The sequence below is a fragment of the Microbacterium testaceum genome (genome assembly GCF_003075375.1).
GTDB lineage: Bacteria > Actinomycetota > Actinomycetes > Actinomycetales > Microbacteriaceae > Microbacterium > Microbacterium testaceum_E.
In genome coordinates this window covers 22,058-38,496 of sequence record NZ_QDFT01000017.1, presented here as the reverse complement: position 1 = coordinate 38,496, position 16,439 = coordinate 22,058, and the positions used below count along the sequence as shown (strand labels likewise).

Genomic DNA, 16,439 nt, shown 5'->3' with positions numbered 1-16,439 from the left:
TGTCGACATGAGCGCGCATCCGTCCCTCGACCCGTCCGTGGTGCGCTGGTCGGTGCCGCCGAGCGAGCGCGGCGACCGTCCGGTGCTCGTGCTGCTGCACGGCTACGGTTCCGACGAGCACGACCTGTTCGGCCTCGTCCCGTACCTTCCCGAGCGCTTCGCGGTCGCGAGCCTGCGCGCTCCCCTGGCCCCGCAGTGGCCCATGCCGGGCGCGTCGTGGTACCCGATCGAGGGTCTCGACGGCCGCGACCCCGACGCCGTCACGGCGGCCGCCCACGCGGTGCTGTCCTGGGTGCAGGATGCCGTGGGCCCGGCGCCCGTGGGATTGCTGGGCTTCTCGCAGGGCGGCGCGGTCGCGCTGCAGACCCTGCGCGTCGCCCCCGCGGCCGTGGCGTTCACCGTCGTCCTGGCCGGCTACGCCGCCGACGGCGAACTGCCCGGCGACGCGGTGCTGGCCGCCCAGCGCCCCCCGGTGTTCTGGGGCCGCGGCGCCGCGGACGACGTCATCCCCACCGCCCTGGTCGACATGACGGCCCAGTGGCTGCCCGCGCACAGCGAGTTGAGCGGGCGCGTGTACCCGGGGCTGACCCACTCGATCTCGCAGGACGAGCTGGACGACGTCCGCGCGTTCCTCGAAGCCCGACTCGAGGATCTCGACGCACACGCGCAGGCCTGATCGCGGCGGGCGAACGCAACCCACGGCCCGATGTCGGAGGTCCGGGAGAGGATGTCGACATGGCCGACGTGTTGCAGAAGTTCGGTCCTGCGACGCAGGACTGGTTCCGCGGCGCCTTCTCCGCGCCCACGAACGCGCAGAAGGGCGCGTGGGAGTCCGTGTCGTCCGGCCGCAACGCGCTCGTCGTCGCCCCCACCGGTTCGGGCAAGACCCTCTCCGCGTTCCTCTTCGCGATCGATCGCGTGTTCCGCGAGAAGGGCCCCGAGGTCGTGCAGGCCGCCCCGAAGGCGCGGGGCAAACGGACGGCCTCCGCCAAGACGCCCACCCCGAACACGCGCATCCTGTACATCTCGCCGCTGAAGGCCCTCGGCGTCGACGTCGAGCGGAACCTGCGTTCCCCGCTCGTCGGCATCGGCCAGTCGGCGCGTCGACTCGGCATCGACGTGCCGAACGTCACGGTGGGCGTCCGCTCGGGCGACACCAGTTCGAGCGACCGACGCAAACTCGTCACCGATCCGCCCGACATCCTCATCACGACGCCCGAGTCGCTGTACCTGATGCTGACCAGCCAGGCGGCCGAGACGCTGCGCGGCGTGCACACGGTCATCATCGACGAGGTGCACGCGGTGGCCGCTACCAAACGCGGCGCCCACCTGGCCGTCAGCCTCGAACGACTCGACGCCCTGCTCGACAGCCCCGCTCAGCGCATCGGCCTGTCGGCCACGGTCCGCCCCATCGACGAGGTCGCCCGCTTCCTCGGGGGTTCGCAGCCGGTCGACATCGTCGCGCCGAAGGCGACCAAGGCCTTCGATCTGTCGGTCGTCGTCCCGGTCGACGACATGCTCAACCCTCCCCCGCCGCCGGGCTCGCCCGCTCCCGACGAGGCCGGCGACGGCGAGTGGTTCTCGGAGCGCCCCGAGAGCACCGAGATGGCCGGGTCGGTGTGGCCGCACGTCGAAGAGGCCATCGTCGACCGCATCCTGCAGCGCCGCTCCACGATCGTGTTCGCCAACTCGCGCCGCCTCGCCGAGCGTCTGACGGGTCGCCTGAACGAGATCTACGCCGAACGCGTGGGCATCGACGTGCCCGAGCCGACGGTCCCCGCGGGCGTCATGGCGCAGGCGGGGGCCTCGGCGGGCGTCGCGGCGATCCTCGCGAAGGCGCACCACGGCTCGGTGTCGAAAGAACAGCGCGCCCAGGTCGAAGACGAGCTCAAGTCGGGACTGCTGCGCTGCGTGGTCGCGACGAGCAGTCTCGAGCTCGGCATCGACATGGGCTCGGTCGATCTCGTCATCCAGGTCGAATCCCCGCCCAGCGCGGCCTCGGGACTGCAGCGCGTCGGACGCGCGGGCCACCAGGTCGGCGAGGTCAGCCGCGCGGCCCTCTTCCCCAAGCACCGCAGCGACGTGCTGCACACCGCCGTCGTCACCGAGCGCATGCTCGCCGGCCGCATCGAGGCCATCTCGGTGCCGCAGAACCCGCTCGACATCCTGGCCCAGCAGACCGTCGCAGCCTCGGCACTGGGCGCGATCGACGTCGAGGAATGGTTCGAGACGGTCAAGCGCAGCGCGCCCTTCCGTTCCCTCCCCCGCTCGGCGTACGAGGCGACCCTCGACCTGCTCGCCGGCCGCTACCCCTCCGACGAGTTCGCCGAACTGCGTCCGCGCCTGGTGTGGGATCGCGACGCCGGCACCCTGACCGGTCGCCCCGGCGCACAGCGCGTCGCGGTGACCAGCGGCGGCACCATCCCCGATCGCGGCCTGTTCGGCGTCTTCGTGGCGGGCGAGTCGCAGAACGCGCGCGTCGGCGAGCTGGACGAAGAGATGGTCTACGAGTCCCGCGTCAACGACGTGTTCACCCTTGGCACGACCAGCTGGCGCATCGTCGAGATCACCCATGACCGCGTCAACGTCGTCCCCGCGTTCGGCCAGCCGGGCAAACTCCCCTTCTGGCACGGCGACGGCATCGGCCGACCGGCCGAGCTCGGCGAGGCCCTGGGCAAGTTCTCGCGCGATCTGGCGGGCGTCGACCGCGCCAAGGCCGAAGAGCGGCTCCGCGAATCCGGACTCGACGACAACGCGATCACCAACCTGCTGGCCTACCTGGCCGAGCAGCGCGAAGCCACGGGCAGCCTGCCCACCGACAAGACCCTCACGGTCGAGCGCAGCCGCGACGAGGTCGGCGACTGGCGCATCATCCTGCATTCTCCCTACGGCATGCAGGTGCACTCCCCGTGGGCCCTGGCCGTCAACGCCCGCATCCGCGAACGGCTCGGCGTCGAGGGCGCCGCGGTGGCCAGCGACGACGGCATCATCGCCCGCGTCCCCGACGCCGCGGCCGAGCCCCCCGGTGCCGACCTGTTCGTCTTCGAACCCGACGAGCTCGAGCAGATCGTCACCGACGAGGTCGGCGGTTCGGCCCTGTTCGCCTCGCGCTTCCGCGAGTGCGCGGCCCGCGCCCTGCTGCTGCCCCGCCTCAACCCCAATCGACGGTCGCCGCTGTGGCAGCAGCGCCAGCGCTCCGCGCAGCTGCTCGAGGTGGCCCGACGGCATCCGGCGTTCCCGATCATCCTCGAGACGCTGCGCGAGGTGCTGCAGGACGTCTACGATCTGCCCGCCCTGCTGCGCCTGGCCCGCCAGATCGGCGAGCGCCGCATCCGGCTCGTCGAGATCACGACCTCGCAGCCCTCCCCCTACGCCCGGGACCTGCTCTTCGGCTACGTCGGCGCCTTCATGTACGAGGGCGATTCCCCCCTCGCCGAGAGACGGGCCGCGGCCCTGTCGGTCGATCCCGCGCTGCTGAGCGAGCTGCTCGGCAAGGTCGAGATGCGCGAGCTGCTCGACCCCGACGTCATCGCGCAGTTCGAGCGCGAGGCCCAGCGCCTCGATCCGGACCGCCGGGCGCGCGGCGTCGAGGGCGTGGCCGACCTGCTGCGCATCCTGGGCCCGCTCGACGCGGCCGAGGTCGCCGCCCGCCTCGACACCGAGGGCGATGCCCTCGCCGAGGCCGAACAGCATCTGGCGGCCCTCGTCGACGAGCGGCGAGCGATCCGCGTCACGATCGCGGGCGTCGCGCGCACCGCGGGCATCGAGGACGCCGGGCGCCTGCGCGACGCCCTGGGTGCGGCGCTGCCCGTCGGCATCCCGAACGCCTTCCTCGAGCCCCTCGCCGATCCGCTCGGCGACCTCGTCGCACGCTTCGCCCGCACGCACGCCCCGTTCACGACGGATGCCGTTGCCCAGCGGCTCGGCGTGGGCATCGCGGTGGCGCGGCTCACCCTGCAGCGGCTCGAGTCGCAGGGGCGCTTGGCGAGCGGCTTCTTCCTGCCCGAGGCGTCGGGGGGAGCACGCGGCGACGACACCGAGTGGTGCGACGTCGAGGTGCTGCGCCGCCTGCGCATGCGCTCGCTCGCGGCGATCCGCGGCAGCGTCGAACCCGTTCCCCCCGCTGCGTACGCGCGCTTCCTCCCGGTGTGGCAGCACCTCGGTCGCCCCCTCGAGGGCATCGACGGGGTGCTCGCTGTCATCGAACAACTGGCGGGGGTGCCGATCCCGGCGAGCGCGTGGGAGTCCCTCGTGCTGCCGTCCCGCGTGTCCGACTACTCGCCCGCCCTGCTGGACGAACTGACCGCGACGGGCGAGGTCGTGTGGTCGGGGCACGGCACGCTGCCCGGTCGCGACGGCTGGATCGCGCTGCACCCCGCGGAGGCCGCACCCTTCACCCTGCAGGACCCCGACGACGCCGACGACCCGGCGCCGGACTCGCTGGAGGCGCGCCTGCTCGCGGCGCTCGAGGGGGGCGGCGCGTACTTCGCCGCGCAATTGAAGCAGCTGGCCGGCGCCGAGAACGAGCAGTCGGTCAACGACGCCCTGTGGGCGCTGACCTGGGCCGGCCGCGTGACCAACGACACCTTCGCGCCCGTCCGCACGCTCCTGAGCGGCGGCGGGCAGTCGCATCGCGTGGCACGCCGCGCGCCGCGCGCCCGGATGTACCGCGGAGCGGCCATGCCGCGGGCGACCTCGGCGCCGCGACCCCCCTCGCTCGGCGGCCGATGGTCGCTCCTGCCCGCCCGCGAGCCCGACCCCGCCGCTCGGGCCACGGCGACGGCGAGCCTGCTGCTCGACCGGTACGGTGTGGTCACGCGCGGGGCGGTGCAGTCCGAGGGGGTCCCGGGAGGCTTCGCGCAGGTGTACCGCATCCTCGCGGGCTTCGAAGAGGCCGGCCACTGCCGCCGCGGGTACGTGATCGAGAAGCTCGGGGCCGCGCAATTCGCCGCGTCGGCGACGGTCGACCGCCTGCGCGAGTTCGCGGCCGTCGCCGATCCCCCGCCCCTGCGCACCGTGACGCTCGCCGCCACCGACCCCGCCAACCCCTACGGGGCGGCTCTCGGCTGGCCCGCGATCGAGGGCGTCACCCACCGCCCGGGCCGCAAAGCCGGCGGCCTGGTGGTCCTGGTCGACGGCGAGCTCAGCCTCTACCTCGAGCGCGGTGGCCGCAGCGCCCTCGCCTTCACCGACGACGAAGCGGTCCTTCAAGCCGCCGGTCGTCACCTGGCCGAGACGGCGCGCCGGCGCCGGCTCGACACGCTGACGGTCGAGCAGGTCAACGGCGAGTTCGTCTACGGAACCGCCGTGGGCCGCGCGCTGCGCGAGGCCGGCTTCGTCGAATCACCCAAGGGTCTGACGATGCGCAAGCTCACCGCCGGCGACACGCTGAGAGAGGCCGCCCGTGCGTGAGACCGCGCCCCGAGGGGAGACCGCGCCCCGACGCGAGACACCGCCCGCACGTCAGGCCCCGCCCTCACGTGAGACCCCGCCCCCACGTGAAACGCCGCCCTCGCGTCAGACCCCGCCGACACGTGCAACGGCGGTGACCCGTGCCTGAGGGCGACACCGTCTACCGCGCCGCCGCCAAGCTCCACGCCGCTCTCGCGGGAAAGGTCGTCACCCGCTTCGACATCCGCGTTCCGGGCAGCGCGACCGCCGACCTGCGCGGTGAGACCGTGCACGAGGTCGCCGCCCGCGGCAAGCACCTGCTGCACCGCATCGGCGGCTACACCCTGCATTCCCATCTCAAGATGGAGGGGCGGTGGGACGTCTACCGCCCGGGCGAACGCTGGCGACGCGCGGCCTTCAAGGCCCGCGCGATCGTCGGCGTGGCCGGGGCCGAGGCCGTCGGCTTCGATCTCGCGATGGTCGAGGTGCTGCGCACCGTCGACGAGCACACCGTGATCGGCCACCTCGGGCCCGACCTGCTGGCCGACGACTGGGACGAGGCCGAGGCGGTGCGGCGGGTCGCCGCCGACACCCGGGCGGCTCACGTGGCCCTGCTGGACCAGCGGAACGTCGCCGGGTTCGGCAACGTGTACGCCAACGAACTGCTCTTCGTGCGCGGTATCGCCCCCACCCGTCCCGCCACCGAGATCGACGCACAGGCGACGATCGCCCTCGGCGAGCGCATGATCCGCGCGAACCTCCCGCGTCCGGAACGCACGTTCACCGGTGACAGCAGACCCGGTCGACGGTTCTGGGTCTACGGGCGCGAGGGCGCCCCGTGCCGGCGATGCGGGACACCCATCCGCGCGACGAGCCTGGGGGCCTCGGCCACCAGCGAACGCAACGTGTACTGGTGCCCCACCTGCCAGCCCGCCTGACCCCGGGCGCACCCGCCCCGGCAACGGTCGCACCCGCAGGTCGCCGCCCCGATCCTCCGCGCAGGAACACGACGCGCCGAGAAGCGCCTGTCAACCCGCCCGTGGCTCCCGGTCGTGCGTGCGAAAACAGGGGGACAACTTCACCGGGAGAGCATGCCGACGATGTCTCGACATCGAAAAAACCGATACCGATACCGGCGACGAAGAAGCATGTGAGGGAATGGAAGGCATTCTCGACCGGTTGTCATACATGTCGGCCAGCCCGAGGGCCGATCGGAGGGGATCGTGGGAAAGAACTACATCGACATCGAGAACGACCACGGCGAGACGCTGCGTTACCGCAAGCACGTCAACGGTCGGGGCCTCGTCGCGCACGGTGCGAAGGTCCACCCGTCGGCGCTGGTCGAGAACGGCGCGTACGTCGAACCCGGCGTGCAGATCGCGGCCGGTGTTCGAGTCGGACGCGGAGCGTGGATCGAGTCCGACGCCGTCATCGGTCCGGAGGCCCGCATCGAGCCGCACGCGCACATCTGCGCGGGCGCCGTCATCGGTGCCGGCGCCCACATCGGCGTTCGCACGCAGGTCGGTCACAACGCGCGCATCGCCGTGGGCTCGCTCATCGGAGACGACGAGATCATCAACGACGGCGAGGCCGTCGCGACCGATCGTCGGGGGCTGCGTCTGGCCGCCTGAGCGCCGCGTCCCGGCACACACGACCCGCACCGCTCCTCGGAGCGTGCGGGTTTTCGTTCGCCCGGGCGCCGTAGCCGTCACGCCCGGACGGCGCGGCATCCGCTCTTCGAGATCAGGCCAGGATCGTCAGCACCAGACCGATCAGCGGCAGCGTGCCCTGCAGGGTCGCGGGGCGCAGGTACTTCCGGCCCGAGGTCACCAGCACCAGGGCCGCCGCGAGCATCGACCCGAGCGAGAAGATCAGCAGCGTGCGTCCGGCGACGTCGCCGACACCGTTCACGGCCCAGAGGATCACGCCGACCGCGGCGCCGACGGCCAGGAACAGGTTGTAGAACCCCTGGTTGTACGCCATCGGCTTGGTGATGTCCGCCGCGCGCTGGTCGGCGATGCCGAAGACCTTCCAGGTCGCCGGACGCGACCATCGCACGCTCTCGAGGATGAAGATGTACACGTGCAGCAGGGCCGCGAGGCCGGCGAAGACGAGAGCGAGGATGCCGATCATCCGTCCACCGTATCGACGCGGATAGCCTGGAGCCATGGCGAACGGCAGCGGATCCCGCGGACGCGGCGGCGCTCCGCGTCGGGCGGGCGGGACGAAACCGTCCGCGACGAAGCGGACCGCCGGTGCGAAGAAGCCCGCTCCCCGTGCCCGCGCGACGCCGGAGCGCACGCCCGCTGAAGAACCGCGCTCGTTCGTCCTGGGCGCGATCCCGGGCGCGACCCCCGGCAAGTGGATCGCCCTGTGGCGGGAGCGGATGCCGCACGTCACCCTCGAACTGCGCGAGATCCCCGTGGCCACCCAGCGCTCCGCCCTCGACGAGGTCGACGCCGCCCTGGTCCGCCTCCCCCTCGACGACCCCGACGACCTGCACGTGATCCGCCTCTACGAGGAGCAGCCCGTGGTCGTCATGTCGGCGGACTCCGACCTGACCGCGGCCGAAGAGCTCGATCTGGCCGATCTCGCGGGCGAGGTCGTGATCGTCCCGGCCGACGACGTGGTTCACCTCACGGTCCCGGATGCCGTCCCCCCGGCGTTCACGCCTCCGGCGGACACCGCCGACGCGATCGCCACCGTCGCCGCGGGCGTCGGCGTCGTGATCGTCCCGATGTCGCTGGCCCGGGCCCATCGGCGGCGCGACGTGGAGTACCGCGTCCTGCGCGACGGCCCCGTGTCCGCGGTGGCCCTGGCCTGGCCGCGCGAGCGCACGACCCCCGATGTCGACACGTTCGTCGGGATCGTTCGCGGCCGCACGGCGCAGTCCTCGCGCTGACCCGCCGCACGGTCGCCGGTGTCGTTGCGTTTCACCCTCGGCATCCATGAGGTTCACCCCGCATAGAATCCCTGGGTGACCGCGTCCCTGCTCTACGTCTGCGCCCGCCCGCAGCGCGATGCGGCCGTGGCGGAATGGGAGTCGTTCCGCGACGGCCTCGGGGTGCGTTCCGACGAACTCGTGCACCACGACCTCGTGCGCGAGCCGCTGCCCGCCGACCTGGACCGCTTCGCCGCGGTCGTCGTGGGAGGCAGCCCGTTCAACGTCACCGATCCCGACAAGACCGACGAGCAGCGACGGCTCGAGCGCGACCTCGAGCGGCTCGCGGCGGCGGCCATCGAGGGACGCACGAACGCGATGTTCACCTGCTACGGCATCGGGGTGGTGACGCGGTTGCTGGGCGGCGAGGTGACTCTGCGGCATCCCGAGGGAACGGGCCCGGCTGCCATCTCATTGACCCGCGACGGGCGCGCCGACGAGCTGTTCGGCCTGCTGCAGCCGCGCTTCGAGGCGCTCACCGCGCACAAAGAGGCGGCCGCGAGCGTGCCCCCGGGCGCGACGCTGCTCGCCGAGAACGACCTGTGCCCGGTGCAGGCCTACCGCGCGGGAGTCGGGCTGTGGGCGACCCAGTTCCACCCCGAGCCGACCACCGACGCGTTCGTGGCGCGCATGCGGGTCTACCGCGACGCCGGATACTTCGACGCCGACGCGTTCGACGAGGTGTCCGCCCACGTGCGCACCGCCTCGGTCGAGCAGCCCACGCGCCTGCTGCGCTCGTTCGCCGCGCGCGCCGTCGCCGCCTGAACCCGCCGGCCGCCGTCGCCGCCTGAGCCGCCGTCGTCGCCTGAGCTGCCGGTCTGCCGGACTCCGGGCTACCGGGCTACCGGGCTACCGGCCTACCGGCCTACCGGTCTGCCGGCCTACCGGTCTGCCGACCCACCGGAGCCGCCGAGCCGGCCACCCCAGGCACGAACGCCCCCTCCCCGCCGCTGTCAACCCCGAGCCCGGTATTTACCTAGCTTTTCTAGTGTTCTACTCATGAACGCAACAGCCGCATGGCGGGGCTCGGACCTCGCTCGCCAGATCGTCGTCCTCTCCGCCCTGTCGTTCATGCTGATCGCGGCGGTCATCGGCGCCGGGGCCTTCGGCAGCACCGCGGTCGAGGATCAGCAGGGCGGAGCCCTCAGCACGAGCGGTTCCTATCTCGCCCCGGCCGGGCCCGCCTTCTCGATCTGGTCGGTCATCTACCTGGGGCTCATCGCGTACGCGATCTGGCAGGCCCTGCCCGGTCAGCGCACGAACCCCCGCCAGCGCGCGCTCGGCTGGCTCATCGCGCTGACCATGACCCTGAACGGCCTGTGGCTGGTGGCGGCGCGCTTCGGCACGCTTTTTCTCACGGTGGTCGTGATCGTGCTGCTCCTCGCGGCCCTCGGCTGGACGTTCCGCGTCGCGGTCGCGACCCGCGAACCCCGGGGCGGCTTCGCGGACTCCGTGCTGATCGACGGCGTGACCGGTCTGCACCTGGGCTGGGTCACCCTCGCCACCGTCGCCAACACGGCCGCGTGGCTCACGACCATCGTCCCCGCGGAGTGGGAGGGCGCAGCGGATGCCATCGGCATCGCCGTCCTGCTCGTGGTGGCCCTCATCGGTCTGGCCATCGCGTGGCGCAGCGGCTGGCGCGTCACGCCCGCGATCGCCCTCGCGTGGGGTCTGAGCTGGCTCGCCGTGGAGCGCTTCACCGGTGAGCCGCAGAGCGGACCCATCGGGGTCACGGCGATCATCGTCGCCGTGATCGTGCTGCTGCCGCCCGTCGCGGTGAGCGTCCTGCGGCTGGTCCGCCCGAGCGTCGACTGAGCGCCTAGGCCCTCGCGCTCCCCCGCGCAAGCGGCACGCGCACCACGGCCGCGGGGCGTGTAATCGGGCCGTGGACTCGCTGCCTCTCGCTCTTCTCGTCGTCATCTTCGTCGCCGCCGCCGCGGTGGTGTGGGTGGCCGGCATCCAGCTGTCCAAGGCGACCGACGTCCTCGATGCGCGCCTGCATCTCGGCAGCGCGCTGGGCGGGCTGATCGTCCTGGCGGTGGCCACGAACCTGCCCGAGATCGCGATCACCGTGTCGGCCGCGATGGCGGGCAACCTCGAGGTGGCCGTCGGCAACATCCTGGGCGGGATCGCCCTGCAGACCGTGGTGCTCGTGATCCTCGACGCGTTCGGCAAGCGCGGACGCGGGGTGAAGCCGCTGACGTACCGCGCGGCATCCCTCACACTGGTCCTCGAGGGCCTGGTGGTGGTCGCCGTCCTCGCGGTGGTCATCGCGGGCAGCCAGCTGCCGGACGGCCTCGAGGTGCTGCGCCTGACCCCCGACGTGGTGCTGATCGCCGCCCTGTGGATCGTCGGTCTGATCCTCGTCCAGCGCGCCGGCGCGCACCTGCCCTGGCACGAGGACGGCCGGGCTCCCGACGCGACCCCGAAGCCCGCGAAGACGACGGACCGCAAGAGGATGGGGACGAGGAAGGCGGTCGTCGTCTTCTCGCTCTCGGCGCTCGCCACGCTCGGGGCCGGTGTGGTCCTGGAGCGCGCGGGCGACGCGGCCTCGTCGCAGATCGGCCTGTCGGGAGTGCTGTTCGGCGCGACCGTACTGGCGCTCGCGACGTCCCTGCCCGAGATCTCCACGGGCCTGCAGGCGATCAGGCAGGGCGACGACAACCTGGCGATCAGCGACATCTTCGGCGGCAACGCCTTCTTGCCCGTGCTGTTCCTGCTCGCCACGGTGATCTCGGGGTCGGCCGTGCTGCCGCGCGCGAACGGCGCCGACATCTACCTGACGGCGCTGGCGGCGCTGTTGACCCTCGTCTACGTGGTCGGGCTCATCTTCCGCCCCCGCCGCCGCCTCATCGGTATGGGCGTCGACTCGTTCGTCGTCCTCGTGCTCTACGCGGTGGGCGTGGCCGGGCTGTTCGCGGTCGCGGGCTGAGCCCGATCGCGACGCGTCATCGCCCCCGGCCGGCGATGCTCACGCCGTCAGCTCCACCACCACCGCCTGCTGCGGGTTCTGCACGGGCGGACGGATGCCGGCCTCGGCCAGCTGACGACCGGTCAGCACCGTGTCGTGGTGCGCCCACGGCAGCGGCGACTGCGCCGGCTCCTGCACGACGCCCCCGGGGGTGACCAGGCGCACACGGTACGAGCGGTCGGGGTCGAGTCCGGGCAGTCGCACGCGTCCCGCCGGCGAGGCGATGAGCGTCTGGGTCTGCGCGATCGTGAAGAACGCCCGGTCGCGATCGGCCGCGACCACGCCGCGCACGTCGAGGCCCGGGTCGGTGGTGTCGACGGTGACGAGCCGCCCGGTCGCCACCAGCGGGCGCACCCGCCGCGCGAGGGCCACCCACTCGCCCACGAGCGCGCGGTCGCGGTCTTCGAGGGTGGTGAGGTCCCACTCGATGCCGAAGTGCCCGAACAGCGCCACCGCTCCGCTGAACGCGAGCGAGACGGTGCGACCGGTCGAGTGCACGTGCGGGGTGGTCAGGTGCATGCCCATCATCTCGGGCGGGACGACCAGCGCGGTGTAGCGCTGCGTCTCGAGCCGCTCGACGGGATCGAGGCAGTCGCTCGTCCAGATGCGGTCGCTACGGTCCAGGATGCCGAGATCCACCCGCGCCCCGCCCGAGGCGCAGCTCTCGATCTCGAGGCCGGGGAACACGGCCTTCAGCTCGTCGATCAGCCGGTAGACGGCGAGCGTGTGGGCGTGCACGGCCGAACCGCCGCCGGGACCGGTCGCGGCATCCACGAGGTCGCGATTGTGGTCCCACTTGACGTAGGCGATCGGGTAGGTCCGGAGCACCTCGGTCATGCGCTCGAGGATGTACGCGTACGCGTCGGCGTTCGCCAGGTTGAGCACCTGCTGCTGGCGGGCGGAGGGCGGCAGTTCGTCGCGGCCGCGCAGGATCCATTCGGGGTGGGCGCGCGCGACGTCGCTGTCGGGGTTGACCATCTCGGGCTCGAACCAGAGGCCGAACTCCATGCCGAGTCCGACGACGTGGTCGGCGAGCGGGCTCAGCCCGTCGGGCCAGACGCCCTCGTCGACGTACCAGTCCCCCAGTCCCGCGGTGTCGTCGCGGCGGTGGCGGAACCAGCCGTCGTCCAGCACGAACCGTTCGACGCCGATCCCGGCGGCGACGTCGGCGAGCTCGAGGAGCTTCGGCAGGCGGTGGTCGAAGTACACCGCCTCCCACGTGTTCAGCGTGATCGGGCGAGGGCGCGCGGGGTGCTGCGGCCGTGCCCGCCACGCGTCGTGGAAGCGCGCCGCGAGCTGGTCGAGGCCCTCGCCCCACGACCCGTAGACGGTCGGCGAGGACACCTCGCCGCCGGGGCCGAGCACGATCTCTCCCCACGCGGTGAGCTCGCCGCCCGCGAGCAGCGCCTCGCCCAGCGGCAGGCGTTCGGCGAGGACGCGCTGGTTTCCGCTCCAGGCGACGTGGATGCCGTGCACCCGGCCGTTCTCGAAACCGAAGCCGGGGCGCCCGGCCGCCAGCAGCAGCGTCGCGTCGGCGCCGGGGCGCCCGCGGCGGCTCTCGCGCACGTGCGTGCCGAAGGTGAAGGCGTGACGCTGCGAGGAGCGCTCGCGCAGGTGCCGGCCGGTCGTGTCGAGGATCTCGGTCGCGTCCCACGGCAGCGGGAACGTCGGCTGCAGCGTCTGGACGACGAGATCGTCGACGCCGTCGTTCACGACGGTGAGGCGCTGGGTGACGAGCCCGGCGGCACCCACGTCGAGCTCGACGCGCAGGCGGATCGCGCGCTGCTCGTCGACGAGGTGCAGGGTCGCGCCGGTGGACCGGGGCTCGGCGGATGCCAGCGAGAAGACCGTTCCCTGCACCACTCCGCCGCGCCCGCCCTCGAACCCGGGAGTACCGGGCCAGCCCGCCGCCGCGGTCGGGACGAGGGTCAGGCGAGGGGTCTGGTCGATCCCGCCCGAAACGCGCTGCGGTTGCGCCGCGACGACCATCGACGACAGGTCCTCCGGCGAGAGGTCGCCGAGGTCGGGCCCCCAGTGGATCAGGGCGGGCGCGGTGAGGTCGACGACGACGCTCGTCCCCCCGTTGCGCAGGTGGAGGGCCGTCGGAGCGGAGTGCGACATGGCATTATTTTTATCACGGAACATATTGGTCGATCCGACCGGCGAAGGAGGTTGCCGTGCTCACCGAGAGCGAGTCCGCCGTCGCCCGCGAGGTGCTGCTGCACGGGCCGCTGTCGCGGCGCACCCTCGCCGCGCGCCTGCACCTCTCGCCCGCGAGCCTGACGCGGCTGGCTCGACCGCTCCTGTCCGCCGGCGTGCTCATCGAGCTCGACGATGACGGCGACGGCACGGTGGGCCGCCCCTCGCGCCCCCTCGACATCTCGCCCGCGGCGGGGACGTTCGTCGGCGTCAAGCTCACCGGCGACCGCGTGCACGTCGTGGCGACCGACGTCCGCGCCGACCTGCTCGACGCGCGGGACCGGCCGCTCGACGACCCCTCGCCCCGGGGCGCGTGCCTCGCGATCGTCGAGGCGGTCGAAGCCCTCGGTCGGGACGACGTCCGCGGGGTGGGCGTGAGCCTCGGCGGGCACGTCGCCGACGGCGTCGCCGTCCATGCCCCGTTCCTCGACTGGCACGACGTCCCCCTCGCCCGGACGCTCGAGGACGTGCTCGACGTCCCCGTGGCGATCGAGAACGACGTCGTGGCCCTCGCCGAGGCCGAACGCTGGTTCGGGGTGGGGCGCGGCATCCCCGGATTCCTCGTCGTCACGATCGGCGCCGGGGTGGGCCTGGGGCTGGTCGTCGACGGTCGAACGGTGCGCACCCCCGACGCCGGAATCGGCACGGTCGGCCATCTGCCGCTCCGCGCGGACGGCCCGCCCTGCCCGCTCGGGCACCGCGGCTGCGCCGACGCCCTGCTGACCACCACGGCGGTCGAGCGGCGGGCGTCGCGGGCCCTCGGGCGCGCGATCGGCTTCGATGACGCGATCGCCCTCGCACGCGCCGGGGACCCGGTGCTGCGCGAACTGTTCGCCGACACGGGCGACGCCCTCGGCGCGCTCTGCGCCCTCGCGACCACCCTCTCGCTGCATTCCGACGTCGTGCTCGCGGGCGAGGGGATGCAGGCCTTCGACCTGCTGCGCGAACGCACCGAGGCGGCGGTCTCGCAGCTCCGCCCGCCCTCGGCGTCCCCCGTATCGCTCCACCCGGACCACTCCGGGTTCACGGCGTGGGCACGCGGAGCGGCCGCGGTCGCCATCCAGGCCGCGATGGGCCGTATCGACCTCGCACGCTGACGGCCCCGCCCCGGAGGAGCGGGGCCGTCGGCGGCCGGTCAGAGCGCGGGGGCGACGATCGCGCTGGCTCCCGCGGGAACGGTGACGGCGGAGCCGTCGAGCACCACGCCCTCGGCGGTGGCCAGCAGGACGCGGGCGCCGGGGGCGACGGATGCCGAGGCCTCGGCATCCGAGAGGTTCACCACGACCATCAGGTCGCCGCGGTGCAGTTCGTAGACGCGCCCGCCCTCGGCCTCGCGCGCCGCGGCAGACAGGCCCTCGCGGGAGGGATCGGTCAGCTCGGGACGCTCGCGGCGGAGCTTCGCCAGCTCGCGGTACAGACCCAGCAGCTGGGCGTGATCGCCCTCGCCGACCTCGTCCCAGTCGAGCTTCGAGTTCTCGAACGTCGAGGGGTCCTGCGGGTCGGGGACGCTGTCCTCGTCCCAGCCCATCTTGGCGAACTCGGCGATGCGCCCCTCGGCGGTGAGCTTGCCGAGCTCGGGCTCGGGGTGCGAGGTGAAGAACTGCCACGGGGTCGTGGCGCCCCACTCCTCGCCCATGAACAGCATCGGCGTTCCGGGAGCGGTGAGGGTCAGCACGGCGGCGGCGGCGAGCCGGTCGTAGCCGAGCGTCTGCGACAGGCGGTCTCCGGCGGCGCGATTGCCGATCTGGTCGTGGTCTTGCGCGCAGGTGACGAGTCGCCAGTTGGGCACGTCGTCCGGGATCGGCTTGCCGTGCTTCTCCTCGCGGAACGACGAGTAGGTGCCGTCGTGGAAGAAGCCGCCCTCGCTGACCTTGCGGAAGGCGTCGAGGTCGGCGAAGTCCTCGTAGTAGCCGGTCGTCTCGCCGGTCAGGGCGACGTGCGCCGTGTGATGCCAGTCGTCCGACCACTGCGCCGTGAGTCCGTAGCCGCCGGCCTCGCGGGGGAGGATCAGCTTCGGGTCGTTCATGTCGCTCTCGGCGATGGTCGTGAGCGGGATGCCGCGGTGCGCCGACAGGGCGTCGGTGCGCTCGGCGATCTCCTGCAGCACGTGCGGGTCGCGATGGTCGAGCAGCGCGTGCACGGCATCCAGGCGAAGACCGTCGACGTGGTAATCGCTCATCCACATCAGGGCGTTCTCGACGATGTAGGCGCGCACGGCGTCCTCATCGAGGTTGACCGAGTCGCCCCAGGTGTTGCGGCTGCCCTCGCGCAGGTACGCGCCGAACTCGGGCAGGTAGTTGCCCGAGGGGCCGAGGTGGTTGTAGACGACGTCCTGGATGACGGCCAGCCCCGCCGCGTGGGCGGCGTCGACGAAGCGCTGGTAGGCCTCGGGTCCGCCGTAGGCCTCGTGGACGGTGTACCAGAGCACCCCGTCGTAGCCCCAGTTCCACGTGCCGTTGAAGCCGTTCACCGGCAGCAGTTCGACGTGGGTCACCCCGAGATCGACCAGGTGGTCGAGCCGGCCGATCGCGGCATCCAGGGTCCCCTCGGGGGTGAAGGTGCCCAGGTGCAGCTCGTAGATCAGACCGCCGGCGAGCTGCTTGCCCGTCCAGGCGGCGTCGTTCCACGCGTAGACAGAGGGATCGAACCACGCCGAGGCCTCGTGCACGCCGCCGGGCTGACGACGCGAGCGCGGGTCGGGACGCAGATCGTCGCCGTCGCCCAGCACGAAGCCGTACCGCTCGCCGTCGGTCAGGTCGACCGGCGCCGTCCACCAGCCGTCCGTCGCGGACTCCATCTCGATGTCCTCGATCACGGTGTCGCCGCTGTCGTCCAACCGGCGCAGCCGCACCCGCTCTGCTTTCGGTGCCCAAACGTCGATGCTCATGCCGGTGTCCTTCTCTCCGCGTGAGGTGCCAGGAATTGTCGCTTCGCGAG

The 16,439-nt window shown here is 72.6% G+C and carries 12 protein-coding genes; 9 read left to right on the top strand and 3 right to left on the bottom strand.

Features of this window, described 5'->3' with window-relative positions; genetic code table 11:
• Nucleotides 1-7 precede the first annotated feature (7 nt).
• The 4 genes from DC432_RS08625 to DC432_RS08610 all read left to right on the top strand — a co-directional run bounded on the left by DC432_RS08625 (nucleotide 8) and on the right by DC432_RS08610 (nucleotide 7,022).
• Complete coding sequence (locus DC432_RS08625; protein WP_116537504.1) at nucleotides 8-676, top strand: alpha/beta hydrolase; 669 nt, start codon at nucleotides 8-10, stop codon at nucleotides 674-676.
• A 59-nt stretch (nucleotides 677-735) separates the two neighbouring features.
• On the top strand, nucleotides 736-5,412 hold the full coding sequence (locus tag DC432_RS08620; RefSeq protein WP_116537503.1) for an ATP-dependent helicase: 4,677 nt from the start codon (nucleotides 736-738) through the stop codon (nucleotides 5,410-5,412).
• Between the two features lie 140 nt (nucleotides 5,413-5,552).
• Nucleotides 5,553-6,329, top strand: a complete 777-nt coding sequence (locus DC432_RS08615) for a DNA-formamidopyrimidine glycosylase family protein (RefSeq protein WP_116537502.1) — start codon at nucleotides 5,553-5,555, stop codon at nucleotides 6,327-6,329.
• A 285-nt stretch (nucleotides 6,330-6,614) separates the two neighbouring features.
• Nucleotides 6,615-7,022: a transferase gene (locus DC432_RS08610; protein WP_076673580.1), complete on the top strand. Its 408-nt coding sequence runs from the start codon at nucleotides 6,615-6,617 to the stop codon at nucleotides 7,020-7,022.
• A gap of 112 nt (nucleotides 7,023-7,134) precedes the next feature.
• On the opposite strand, the gene DC432_RS08605 is transcribed toward DC432_RS08610, so the two are convergent.
• Nucleotides 7,135-7,524, bottom strand: a complete 390-nt coding sequence (locus DC432_RS08605; protein ID WP_108320356.1) for a DUF1304 domain-containing protein — start codon at nucleotides 7,522-7,524, stop codon at nucleotides 7,135-7,137.
• A gap of 34 nt (nucleotides 7,525-7,558) precedes the next feature.
• Between DC432_RS08605 and DC432_RS08600 the strand changes: the two genes are divergently transcribed.
• The 4 genes from DC432_RS08600 to DC432_RS08585 all read left to right on the top strand — a co-directional run bounded on the left by DC432_RS08600 (nucleotide 7,559) and on the right by DC432_RS08585 (nucleotide 11,264).
• The gene (locus DC432_RS08600) at nucleotides 7,559-8,293 is read left to right on the top strand and encodes a LysR substrate-binding domain-containing protein (RefSeq protein ID WP_116537501.1); all 735 of its coding nucleotides are present in this window, start codon (nucleotides 7,559-7,561) and stop codon (nucleotides 8,291-8,293) included.
• Between the two features lie 75 nt (nucleotides 8,294-8,368).
• Nucleotides 8,369-9,097, top strand: a complete 729-nt coding sequence (locus tag DC432_RS08595) for a glutamine amidotransferase-related protein (RefSeq protein ID WP_116537500.1) — start codon at nucleotides 8,369-8,371, stop codon at nucleotides 9,095-9,097.
• Nucleotides 9,098-9,331: 234 nt separating this feature from the next.
• Nucleotides 9,332-10,147 carry a tryptophan-rich sensory protein gene (locus DC432_RS08590; protein WP_116537499.1) on the top strand — a complete coding sequence of 272 codons (816 nt, stop codon included), beginning with the start codon at nucleotides 9,332-9,334 and terminating at the stop codon, nucleotides 10,145-10,147.
• A gap of 70 nt (nucleotides 10,148-10,217) precedes the next feature.
• Nucleotides 10,218-11,264: a sodium:calcium antiporter gene (locus DC432_RS08585; protein ID WP_116537498.1), complete on the top strand. Its 1,047-nt coding sequence runs from the start codon at nucleotides 10,218-10,220 to the stop codon at nucleotides 11,262-11,264.
• Between the two features lie 39 nt (nucleotides 11,265-11,303).
• Here the strand turns inward: DC432_RS08585 and DC432_RS08580 are convergent, their stop codons facing one another.
• Nucleotides 11,304-13,424, bottom strand: coding sequence for an alpha-galactosidase (locus DC432_RS08580; RefSeq protein ID WP_116537497.1), 2,121 nt, complete (start codon nucleotides 13,422-13,424; stop codon nucleotides 11,304-11,306).
• A 56-nt stretch (nucleotides 13,425-13,480) separates the two neighbouring features.
• On the opposite strand from DC432_RS08580, the gene DC432_RS08575 reads away from it, so the two are divergent.
• Nucleotides 13,481-14,599: an ROK family protein gene (locus DC432_RS08575; protein ID WP_116537496.1), complete on the top strand. Its 1,119-nt coding sequence runs from the start codon at nucleotides 13,481-13,483 to the stop codon at nucleotides 14,597-14,599.
• 38 nt (nucleotides 14,600-14,637) lie between these two features.
• On the opposite strand, the gene treZ is transcribed toward DC432_RS08575, so the two are convergent.
• A complete protein-coding gene (gene treZ / locus DC432_RS08570) occupies nucleotides 14,638-16,425 on the bottom strand; it encodes a malto-oligosyltrehalose trehalohydrolase (RefSeq protein WP_279304112.1) in 1,788 nt (595 codons plus the stop codon).
• Nucleotides 16,426-16,439 lie beyond the last annotated feature (14 nt).